This window comes from Streptomyces sp. ISL-43, from assembly GCF_018614195.1.
GTDB lineage: Bacteria > Actinomycetota > Actinomycetes > Streptomycetales > Streptomycetaceae > Streptomyces.
The window spans coordinates 1-11,185 of record NZ_JAGGOT010000126.1 but is presented as its reverse complement, the minus strand read 5'-3'; the positions used below and the strand labels follow the sequence as shown (position 1 = coordinate 11,185).

Below are 11,185 nucleotides of genomic sequence, written 5' to 3'. Positions count from 1 at the left end.
TTTAGACCGAAGCGCTACCTACAACACCAGCGTGCTTCTCAACCAACCCGCAACAACCCCAGGTCAACCCACCCCCAGCCCCACGCAACCCGTTCTCACACGACCTGCAACACCCCAGCTCACCAGGCACCCGAGACACCAACAACCCTCCCCCTCAGCGACACGTGCGTCCAGGACCGGGCGCAGTTGTGCCTCCGCCCAGCCCGGCGAGCTTCGCGGCGTCCTCGCCGAGTTCTGCCTGCTTGCCCTCACGCTGCTTCTGGGCTGCGCGGCGGATGGCGTCGGCGACGGCGAGGAAGAGGCGCATCGCGATCGCGGCGGACTGGACGGCCTCGGCGAGCGATTCGGAGAACGGCTCGCCAACAGGCAGCGGGGCGGCAGGGGTGGACATCGGACGGACGCTCCTCGGACTCGGCGGGCTCGGTCAGCGGGACCGGGACGGGCCCGGCCTGTCCGGGCCGGGCGGCGTGTACGGCGCCACCGGGCTAACGCGCCCGGAGGCCGAGGGGCCACGGCCCGACGCTCGCGTACGCGAAGGCGTCGTCCGGCCGCCGCGGGCAGCGGGGGCCCCGGCCGCGGTGGCGGCCTGACGCAGCAGCAGCCCCACGTCGGCCGCCGCCTTCGCCTCCGCCCGATACTGCTTCGCCTCGTGCCACAGCCGGGCCGCCTCCACCGCCGCCTGCAGGCGCGTCCGTACGAGAGCGGGAGCATGCAGCGCGGCGGCGACCAGGAGGTCGCCGAGCGCCGCCACATCCCCGGCGCCTTCCGCCCGGCCCAGCAGACCGACATATCCGCCACAGCCAAAGTCGCAGATCCTCATCAACAGCGTCACCAGAGCTCTTGCAAAGTCGTATTTCTCTGACGTTCTCGCTGGTCACGCGTTGATCGCGTAGAGGTCCAGGGGTGCGGTGAAGGGCTCGTAGGACAGGTCGCGGACGGCTTCGGTCATGTTGGTGGCGCCGGTGGTGCGGAGCCGGTTGAGGGCGGTGTTGCGCAGGGTGGCCATGTTCTCGGGGCCGTGGCCGGTGTGAATCTGGGAGCGGTCTTCGTCCCAGAGCACGTCCCGCAAGTAGTGGATCTTGTTTTCGATGTGCCAGTGAGATCGCACTCCCAGGGCGATGTCACTGGGTTTCGCCTGGTGGGAGGCCAGGTCGGTGATGACGTAGACGGTCTCGCGGGTGCATTTCCCCGTGGCCTTGTCCGTCCGGTGCCGGGTGACACGGGCGACCTGTCGGGCATGGGGGAAGTGAAGGTGAGCGACGGTCAGCACCTGCACGACCCGGGTCTCCTTGCGGCCGTGGCCCTTGGTGCGGTCGTAGCACTTCGTGCGGGCCTTGCCCCAGGGCAGGCGGCGGCAACTGTCGCACAAAGTAGGCTGGTTGAGCTTCACGGTGAGCAAGTAGTGGGCCTTCTTGTCCTCGATGAGGAACCGTGCGGTGTCTGTCTGGGTGTGCAGCGCGTCCGCGCTCACCCAGGCGCCCTCGATGTCCAGCGGGGCGCGGATCTCGCGCAGGCAGGGGATCTCGTTGGTCTTGTCGGGGATCCGCAGCTGGGCGATGACCTGGTCGTCCTGGTCGATGACGGCCAGCAGATGCGCCGCGGTCCGGGTCCGGGTACGCGAGCCGCGGGCACTTTTGCCGTCCGCCGCCAACCGCACCGGGCGGGTCTGCTCGGCGTTGGCGGGCCGCAGCAGCCCGGCCAGGCCCTCGGGGTGCACCCGCTCGACGACCCGGCGGACGGTGTCCATCGACGCGGCCGGCCGCACCCCCAGCACGCCACGGACCGGAAAGCCGAGTCGGGCAAGAGCGTCCTGCGGCGCCCGCCGCAGCCAGTGCCCGATGGCCGCGTACGAACGTGCTCCGGCCGCCACCACGCAGGCCGCCGCCCGCACCAGCGGATACCGCCGCCCCCGACGGGCACGCGGGTCAACGTCCTCGCCCCCACTATCACCAGCCGGAGTGACGGAACACGACAGCACGAGCACGGGCATGGCAGACTCACGAAACACCGAAGCTCCGTTGCTGGTAAGGGACTTGAGATCTTCCTCACCTCAACGGAGCTTCGGCATGTTCGGTCACACCCCCGCTGACCAGCAACGCCACAAGATCACCTCGACCTTGCAAGAGCCCTGACAGCGTCACCCTTGCTGCGATAGGCACCGAGGACAGCGACCCCACATCGATCTCTCACGTGAAAGGCAGTGCCGTCGCACTCCGAAATAGCCCTCCCAAAAAAACTCACGAACAATCCCGGAGCGGTTCAGACGGCACACCGAAGCTCCGGTGGACGGGGTGACCTAGGAAGGTCACCCCGTCCAACCGGAGCTTCGTTGAGTATGTGCCGGGCCCCCGACTAGACCGCTCTACCCTGCGGACTCACATGATCGTCAGGACCTTGAGAAGCTCCCTGGCCACCCTGTGGCGGTGTCCCGCATTTGGATCCAACGGAGCGAGGACTCAGACGGAGAACCACATAGTCTAAACGTTGGAGGTGCGCCTCAGATAGCGTCCCCAGATTTGCGCTTTGCGGTACGGCCCGTCGCCGTCGCTGTCATACTGTGGCTCGTCAAAGATCACCCAGTATGCCATTTCTCCATCTTGCGCCATCGGGTGCCGCACAGGTTCGGGCGCTTCCAGATCACCTACCTCCCCTTGGAACTCAGCCTGCCACGGCCCGGCCCAAGAAGGGTCCTGGATTACCGTGACACGAGTTCCAGGTGCAAGCATCTCCTGACTGTCCGAAGTGGAGTCGCTTGCCTCAGCCATTGGAACGGTCCTTGAATTTGAAGTCTTGAGCCTGCATGGTTCGCTCATTGTAAACGTAGTGAACCTCAACCCCCTTCACCTTCATCTCCTTCTTGACCCATCCGTCCTCCGCAGGCCAACGCGGGTCCTTCATGACCGTGGGAAGGGTATCGCCATATGACGGGTTCTCCTTGGCCAGGTCCATGGCTTCTTGCTCGTTGCGCCCGCCTGCAGACGTGCGACCTGTCGATGCCGACTCAGCTTCACGGAGCGCGGTGCCGAAACCATCGTTGAAACGTCGGACGCCGTCGACGGAAGTGTAGGCGCCGCCTACGATGAGGCCCGTCGAGAGGGCGATGGCGGGGGCGCCGGCGATGCAACCGATACCCGTGAGGCAGATCGCGCCGCCAGCGATGTCACCGCCCACACCGGCGACCATCATCGCCGCACCACCTGCGGTCTCCGCAGCCCCGATCCACACGTCGGGCTCGCTGAAGATCGCCTGCATGTACATGCCCGTGGTGTGAGCTGCGTCCTTCATCCAGTCCGGGATCCAGCCGTCGTCTTCCTTGTCCGGGACTGAGTGCTCCTTGAGCCAAGCCTCCTTCTGCGCCTTCCACTCGGCCAGTTCCGCCTGCTGCTTGGCTATGACCGACTGCCTGGCGTCCACAGAGGCTTGTTCCGCTGCTTCGGAATCTTTTCCGGCGGCGGTGGCGGAAACGCGGGCATTGTTGGCGGCTGTCGCCGCCTGATCCGCGGAGTTTCGGGCCTGATTGGCGGACTTCTGTGCCCGCGTGGCGGAGTTGACCGCGTTGGCCGCAGCTTGTCTGGCATCTGCTTCGGCCTTTCGCGCCGCCTTCGCGGAAGCCGCAGCCTTTACTGCGGAGGCCTCGGCGTCCGTAGCGGACTTGGCTGCCTGATCAGCGAATCCCTTGGCCTCGGCAGCCGAGGTCTGGGCCTGCTGAGCGTACTTGTCCGCCTGCTCCTTGGCCTTGTGCGCAATCGCGGCAGCCTGGCCCGCTTCGGCCGCCTTTTGCTGAGCAGTGGCAGCGATGCCCGCAGCAGTGGAGATCAGCTGCTCGATCTGCGCGATGTGGGTGGTGGCGAGCCTGTCCTTGCGGTCTGCCTTGTATTGACCGGTCTCGATGAAAGCATGCAGAAGATCCGCAGGGCCTTCGAGAGCGATGCGTGCCGCAGCCTTGACCTCGGGCCCGCCGACGCTGATGAGCTGGGTGGCACGGACCCGCTCGTCCTCCGTGCGGGCCGCATACTGGCCGGTGTTGAGGAAGTCGCGATAGGTGCCGAGTTTCTCGGAGTTGAGTGCCGCCCTGCCCTTGTCCCTGAGGATCGGGCCGCCGGTGGAAATCGTCCGCGTGATGAGCAGGCGCAGGTCGTCAGCCATGATCTGGTACTGGCCGTCTGCGATGAAGGTATCGATCTTGCCCTGGTCCCCGGTCAGGGCCTGGGCTGCCGCGACCCGCACCTTGGAGGTCTTGGCGTTCACTGCCAGGTCCTCTACGCGGGAGCGGGTGTCCTGCTGCTTGCCGGCCTTGCGGGTGGTGCGAATGTAGTCGGTGATGGCCTGATCGGAGCCAGCGAGTGCGATCATGGCGGCGCTCGTGCTCCAGGGGCCGCTCGCCTTCATGGTCTGCAGGGCGATCTTGCGGCCCTTGGTCGCGATGACCTTGGCGTCTACTCCAGGCTGCGCCGCCTCGACGGCCAGCGCCTGGGCGTCGGTCTCCAGAGTCTGGTCCCGCTGGACAGCTGCGGCCTGGGCTTTGGCGCGCTGATCGGCCTGGAACGCGAGGTCCCGTGCCTTCTCCAGACCCTCGTTAGTGTGGGCCGTAAGCTGTTCCGCCTCGACTTTGCGGGCCAGGTCATGAATGGACTTGGCCTTGGCAACGGCTCCCGAGGCAGCATTGGCAGCCTTGGTCGCCGCATCGGCATGGAGGGTCGCCTTGTCGGCTGCGTTGGCGGCCTCCCCGGCGTGGTTTGCAGCATCATCTGCTGCCTTGGCGGCGTTTTCTGCGTGGGTGGCGGCGTCATTCGCCGCGTCGCGGGAGTCACGGGCGGCAGCCGCCGACTCGCGCGCGAGTGCCTCGGCCCTGTTGGCGGCGCGAGTGGCCTCTTGGGCGTGCCGCTTCGCAGACGCAGCAGCGTCAGCGGCCTCGTCCGAGTGGGCACCCGCCTGGTCCGCATTGCTGCTGGCGTTCGCAGCGGAGTTGGCGGCAACGTCGGCGTTGGCACCGGCACTGGCCGCTGCCCGAGCGGCGTCCCCGGCCGCATCAGCGGCCTTGCCGGCCTGCTCGGAGGCATCGGCCGCCAGCCGGGCGCCCTTCGCGGCGTCGCGGGCTTTCTCCGCGGCCTGGCGCGCGTCGCTGGCATCGCCGGCGTTGGTCACGGCGTGGGCTGCGGCGTTCTGTGCATAGGTTGCGGCCTGGGCCGCGCGCGCAGCGGCCGTCGCGGCCTTGCTGGCCGCGTTCGAGGCGATACGCGCAGAGTTGTTGGCCGCACGGGCGGCGCTGATGGCCTGCTGGGCGGCCGCAGCAGCCTGGCGGGCGGCTGCTGCGGCTTTGCGAGCGGCGTTCGCGGCTCGCAGCGAGTCGTCCTTCGCTGCAGCGGATTCGAGAGCAGCTTCCTGTGCTGCGTCCTTGGCCATCTGCGCAGCCTTGACAGCGGTGGCAGAGGCGGCCTTCGCAGCCTCCTTCTCAACGCCGGCCTGCCGGCCGGCCTCTGTGGCCTGTTCAACGAGCTGGGCGACGGTAGCGTACTCGTCGTCTCGGGCACTGGCCACATATTGGCCCACCTGCAGGAACTCGCTGATGTCGTCTGCGGAGCCGTTAATCGCGATTCTGCCGGCTTTGCGGACGTTGGGGCCGCCAGTGCTCAGGATCTGGGTGAGCTCGACTCTGTCGTCCTGCTCCTGCCTGAGATACTGACCCCATTCAAGGAAGGCCTTGATGTCCTCAAGGTTGCCGTTGAGCGCAGCCCGGCCGGCTTCCTTGACCTCGGGGCCGCCGGTGCTGACGATCTGCGTGACCCGGACCCGCTGGTCTTGCTCCAGAGGGGCCTTCCAGCCGTCCTTGAGGAAGGCCTTCAACTCGGCATCCGTGCCGTCCAGGGCCTTGCTGACCGCGTCCTGCAGGCTCCGACCGCCGATGCTCGCGATCTGCGTGGCTGCCACCTGGTCGTCCTGGTAGGCCAACGCGCTCGCCGCCTGGTCCAAGAAGCGCTTGACGTCGTCGTCACTACCCGTCAGGGCGACTTCAGCGGCCGCCTTCAGGCCAGGGCCGCCTGTCTTCCAGAGCTCCAGGACCCGACCTCGATCGGTGGCGGGAATGGCACCTGAGTCAACTCCACCTGCGCCAGGTTCGGTTGCCCCCGCAGGAGCCGAACCGAGCAAGCCCACCACCATGGTCATCGACAGCAGGCTCAGGCTCAACGTGCGAAACGCACCCGGTACCCTCCTCGCCGGCCGGTTTGGTAGGTCTCTTTGCATCAAGGCTACTCATCTCACTGACCGGCAGCACGAGTTACCGGTGGCCGCATCTCGGCCCCGAGATGATAACCACGTCACCCCTCCCACATTCCAATCAAATTGATTTTCAATCAACTTGCGTACCACTAAGCAAGATGGCGATGTCCGCTGGCCGCCCATCTTAACCTTCAGGGAACAGACGACTCAACTCGTCCGATTCACACCCGATTACACAATATTGCCCACCCATTTCTTCTAACAAGTTGACGAACCGCCAGGTGAGCGGGATACCTTGTGGCGGGGACCTATCTTCCAATCCAAATGTGCAGGGGGGCACTTGAGCGCTCACCCCTGCCCGAAAGGACATCGGTGAATTCGCTCATCCGCAATATTTTCATCGGTGGAGCTGCCTGCATGGTGGCCATCATCGGCCTACCCGCTCTTGCATCCGCCACCTCCGTAACCTCCGTTTCGGCAGCCGCCAACGAGGCTCCGCCGTCCGCCATCGAAGACTTCTCATACCCGGACGCGGAAAGGGTTCTCTCCGACAAGGGCATCAAGCTCATCAAGGGCGACGGCCACCTTTTGCTCGCGGACTGCAACTCAGCCGTGCCTCAGATCAAGGTGCGGACCGTGGCCGACCCGGCCACCGGTCGGGCCGGAATCTACTGCTTCGCGGCCACCGCCAAGTCTGGCTACCTCACTCTCGAGCTGCCGCGTGTCACGTCCCTGGAGACTTCAGACCACCCCATCAGCGCCGGCCTGACCGCCGACGGGCAGAAGAAGACGGTCGACGTGCCGAAGGACGAGTTCATGCCTGTGGGCGAGGGCGACATCCCCTCTGGCGCGAAGCGCTCCGTCCTCGTCGACCTACACGTCACCGGCTGACCACCGCGCGCAGTCCCGTAGTTCTCCCACGCTGTCGCGCACTCCGATCCTGTTCGTAAGGAAGCTCCACATGTCTGCTCCTGGTATCCGCCCTAGGCGGATCACCGGCCTGCTCGTAACCGCCACCGCCGTCACCGTCGGCCTGATCACCGCCGCCCCTGCCCAGGCCCTGGTCGGCGTCGACCCGTCCGCCGGACAGCACGCTGCCGTCGCCAAGCTGAACGTCGGTGACGAGGCGACCAGCCGTGCCTGCACCGGTGTGCTGGTCGACCCCTCCTGGGTCCTGACCGCCGCCAGTTGCTTCGCCGCCACTCCCGGCACGGCGGTCCCGGCCGGCAAGCCCGCCCTGAAGACCACCGTGACAGTGGGTCGTCCCGACCTGACACAGTCGGGCGGCAACGTAGTGGAGGCTGTGGACCTGATGCCGCATGCCGACCGTGACCTGGTGATGGTGAAGCTCGCCTGGCCCGTCGTCGGAGTGGCTCCGGTCAAGATCGCCACCACTGCCCCCGTGGCCGGTGAACAGCTCACTTCTCTCGGGTTTGGGCGGACTAAGACGGAGTGGGTGCCCAACAAACTGCACTCCGCCGTGTTCACCGTGGGATCCGTCGACGGAACGTCGGTAGGCTTGAACGGCTCCGAGTCCGCGGTGCTCTGCAAGGGTGACGCCGGCGCACCGGCCCTGCGAATAAAGGGCGGCAGCGTCGAGCTGGCCGCCGTGAACTCCCGTTCGTGGCAGGGCGGCTGTCTGGGCACCGATGCGGCCGAGACCCGTAACAGTGCGCTCGACGTGCGCACCGACGACCTCGGTGCCTGGATCGGGCAGGTCCGCCAGATCACGCCCGCGGTCCGGCTCCAGTCGCTGGTCCCGAACGTCAGCAAGGTGATGACGACCGGCGACTTCAACCGTGACGGCCGCACCGATGTCGCCGCCGTCACCACGGACGGCAACCTGCACACCTTCGCCGGGCGGCCCGACGGCACCTTCGAGTATGGCCGCCCTCTGTGGAAGGCCGACGGCAGCTGGAACAGCGCCGCGAAGATCATCGGCGGTGACTTCAACGGCGACGGCTACGCCGACATCGCCTCCGTGTGGAGCAACGGTGTGCTGCGCCTCTACACGGGGCAGTCGGACGGCACGCTGGCTGCGGGCAAGCAGATGTGGGTCGACGACAATTTCAACTGGAACGGCATGCTCCAGCTGACCCGGTTCAAGGCCGACAACTCCGGCCGCGATGGACTCCTCGCGATCTGGAGTGCGGGTAACAAGGGTGACCTGTACTCCTACGCCACCGGCCCGGACGGGCGGCTCAGCGGTCCGAGCACCAAGATGTGGCCGGACAGCTCCTGGCAGTCCATGCAGAAGGTGGTCACGGGCGACTTCAACAACGATGGTCGCGACGATGTCGTCACTCTTGCGGGTGACGGCCAGCTGCTCCGCTTTAGCCGCAGCGCCTCCGGCGGCCTGGACTCGTCCGTCGCGATGTGGCCGGACAAGTCCTGGAACGGTATGCCGATCGTGCTGTCGGGTGATTTCAACGGCGACGGCAACACCGACCTCGGTGCACTGTGGAGCACCCAGCAGCGCTTCAACCTCTACCGGGGCGACGGCAAGGGCGCACTCGCGCCGGGCGTCAACGCCTGGCCCTCCCCCACCCCCCTCCCCGCCGGCGGAGTGATCCACAACGCCAACAGCGGCAAGTGCCTGGAGATCGACGGCTCCAGCAAGGCCAACGGCGGCCTCGCCCAGCAGTGGACCTGTGCCGGCCAGCCTGGCGCCAACTGGCAGTTCCGCCCCACCGCCACCCAGGGCGTCTACGAAATCGTCAACGTCAACAGCGGCCTGTGCCTGGAGATCAGCAACTCCAGCAAGGACGACGGCGGCCGTGCCCAGCAGTGGACCTGCGGCGGCATCCCCACCCAGCAGTGGCGCATCCAGCCCGCCGGTGACACCGTCTTCCTGAACATCACCAACGTCAACAGCGGCAAGACCCTGGAAGTCAGCAACTCCAGCAAGGACAACGGCGCCCCCGTCCAGCAGTGGGCCCACAGCAGCGACCCCTCCTTCGCGCCCCAGAGCTGGTACCTGTAAACACCCTGAACTGACGAAACGTCACCCCCGTCAGCGGCGGCCCCGAACCAGATACTCCTTGGTTCGGGGCCATCGTGCGTGCCAGGGTCATCAACCGGGGCTCAGGTGATCTCACCAGGCCTGAACGAGGCCGCGCGTCATCCTCGCTCTTGCCCAGGCAGAGGGTCGAGGGCTCCGCCAGGGAAGGGCGCCCACGCAATGCCGGGAACCCCTGCAGCCGACGACGCCAAGCCCCCAGCGTGGCCCGGCCCAACCCTGCGATCCGGGCCGCCTCCACCAACATCACCGTGTCCCCACCCGGCGCGTGCGGGGCCAGGCGGCGAGCAGGGAACGGCGGCCCGGACCCGTCCGCCGGACCGCCCGCCAATCCGTCAAAGCAAGGCACGTCGGACCTCCTCAAGTCCGGCTGAGACCGGGCATGGCGGAGCCCATGGGGGCAGACGCCCGGCAGGACGGCGACCGGATGGCAGTGGCGGGGAGGCCTGGGGGCAGGTGAGGGAGCTACGGGCGTACCCCTGCAACGGGACGAACTTCCAGAAGTGGTGGGGGGGTCCACGCAAACTGACCGCGACCCGCGGGCCTGAACAGCGGTCGGCCCCACCCCCAGTTGGGGGTGGGGCCGACCGCCTGCCGCTCTCGGGGCTGGTGACCTGCTCGGTCGTTGTCGCAGGCGCTCTCGGCCACCACGACAAAACCACCACGCGCCTGCTCAAAGAGACCGGCGCCGGAACGTGGGGCCGATACGCCGCTGGGGATCACACACGGTCACCGGCAGGTTGGGTTCCACGGGGAACTGGTGACACCCGAGCACAGGCCGCGGCACAGCTCACAGGATGGGCTGAGTCGCCTCGACAGCGGCGATCGCGCGGCGGCAGGCGTCGCGGAACGGGATGAAGCGGGCCTCGCTGTAGCGAGGGTCGCGGTTGTCCCAGGTCGTTGCCCGACCGCCGCGCGTTGTGAAGTCGCCGAACAGGCTCGCCCGAAGCTCGGTGGTCAGCTCCATCTGCGCGCCCTGCCGGAGCATCGTCTTGTTGCAGGGGTTGTTCTCGTGGTCGCCATTGAGGTGGCCGAGGCTGCCCACCCCCGACTCCTCCGGCTTCATGGCGTCGATGGCCTGGAACCCGGACGCGCGCAACTCCGCGACCAAAGCCTCCCGCAACGGCGTGAAGAGCCCGCCCACGACCACCGCCTTTGGATCGATCTCCTTCGGCGGCCAGATCAAATTGGTCACGAACGGGATCTGGTCCGCCTTGCAGCCGTGCAGGCTCAGTACGTTGAGGCTGCTCGCGGCCATCGACAGCGCGACATGGTCGTCGCAGTTCTTGGCCGTGACATGCAGATCGCCGTTCTTCTGCCCGACCGGGGCGCTCGCCGACCGCAGCCCCTCGAACATCCAGTAGTCATACGTGGTCGGGCAGACGGCCTCGCCATCCGGCTTCCCCGGGTCGTACCCGGCGATGCCCAGGCACAGTTCGGAGGTGCCCATCTCGATACCGCCGCCGTGCAGCGCCATGATCGTCGTGCGGGCGTACGGGAACGTGTTCGGCAGCGACGTGTCACTCAGCTGGTGGCGCTTGTAGCGGCGAGCGAAATCGATACCCTCACGCCCCGCCAAGTGGCAGTACAGATGGTTGTTGGATTCGTACTCCTGCCCCTCCGCCGGGGGCCCGCACGGCGGCGGGGTGGTCGCCGCGTACGCCGGCGTCCCGCCGAACTGCGCCAGCAGGGGGGCGCCGGCAGTCGCCGCGGCCAGGGCGGTCAGCAGGGTACGGCGACTGGTGGCGGGTATCCCGGATGCACCGGGAGGCGAAACAAGGTCCATAAACGCAAAGGTATCCACGCCCCGCTCCCCCGCTACAACCACCCCCGGTGCCGGCAAGCCCAGTTCGGCCGCCACCTGGACGGGACACGGCGCTGCCTGGCGGGGTAGGTGAGATCTGGCAGCGGTTGTCGTCGGTGGTCTGACCTTGATGGGTCGGGGAC

At 67.2% G+C, this 11,185-nt stretch carries 7 protein-coding genes; 2 read left to right on the top strand and 5 right to left on the bottom strand.

What is annotated here, in order from left to right; genetic code table 11:
- Window positions 1–154: 154 nt before the first annotated feature.
- The 4 genes from J7F03_RS40590 to J7F03_RS40575 all read right to left on the bottom strand — a co-directional run bounded on the left by J7F03_RS40590 (window position 155) and on the right by J7F03_RS40575 (window position 6,186).
- Complete coding sequence (locus tag J7F03_RS40590; protein WP_214958233.1) at window positions 155–391, bottom strand: hypothetical protein; 237 nt, start codon at window positions 389–391, stop codon at window positions 155–157.
- A 33-nt stretch (window positions 392–424) separates the two neighbouring features.
- A complete protein-coding gene (locus tag J7F03_RS40585; RefSeq protein ID WP_214958232.1) occupies window positions 425–832 on the bottom strand; it encodes a hypothetical protein in 408 nt (135 codons plus the stop codon).
- A 42-nt stretch (window positions 833–874) separates the two neighbouring features.
- Window positions 875–1,891 carry an ISAs1 family transposase gene (locus J7F03_RS40580; RefSeq protein WP_374104462.1) on the bottom strand — a complete coding sequence of 339 codons (1,017 nt, stop codon included), beginning with the start codon at window positions 1,889–1,891 and terminating at the stop codon, window positions 875–877.
- Window positions 1,892–2,757: 866 nt separating this feature from the next.
- A complete protein-coding gene (locus tag J7F03_RS40575; protein WP_214958231.1) occupies window positions 2,758–6,186 on the bottom strand; it encodes an ALF repeat-containing protein in 3,429 nt (1,142 codons plus the stop codon).
- Between the two features lie 405 nt (window positions 6,187–6,591).
- Here J7F03_RS40575 and J7F03_RS40570 point away from each other — a divergent pair, with 405 nt between their 5' ends.
- Complete coding sequence (locus J7F03_RS40570; protein ID WP_308380182.1) at window positions 6,592–7,110, top strand: hypothetical protein; 519 nt, start codon at window positions 6,592–6,594, stop codon at window positions 7,108–7,110.
- 70 nt (window positions 7,111–7,180) lie between these two features.
- On the top strand, window positions 7,181–9,202 hold the full coding sequence (locus tag J7F03_RS40565) for an RICIN domain-containing protein (protein WP_214958230.1): 2,022 nt from the start codon (window positions 7,181–7,183) through the stop codon (window positions 9,200–9,202).
- An 826-nt stretch (window positions 9,203–10,028) separates the two neighbouring features.
- Here J7F03_RS40565 and J7F03_RS40560 read toward each other — a convergent pair.
- A complete protein-coding gene (locus J7F03_RS40560) occupies window positions 10,029–10,991 on the bottom strand; it encodes a poly-gamma-glutamate hydrolase family protein (protein WP_374104463.1) in 963 nt (320 codons plus the stop codon).
- Window positions 10,992–11,185 lie beyond the last annotated feature (194 nt).

Bases quoted from the DNA above. Each gene is read 5' to 3' on its own strand.
- J7F03_RS40590 (WP_214958233.1), bottom strand. From the start codon at position 391: ATGTCCACCCCTGCCGCCCCGCTGCCTGTTGGCGAGCCGTTCTCCGAA.
- J7F03_RS40565 (WP_214958230.1), top strand. From the start codon at position 7,181: ATGTCTGCTCCTGGTATCCGCCCTAGGCGGATCACCGGCCTGCTCGTA.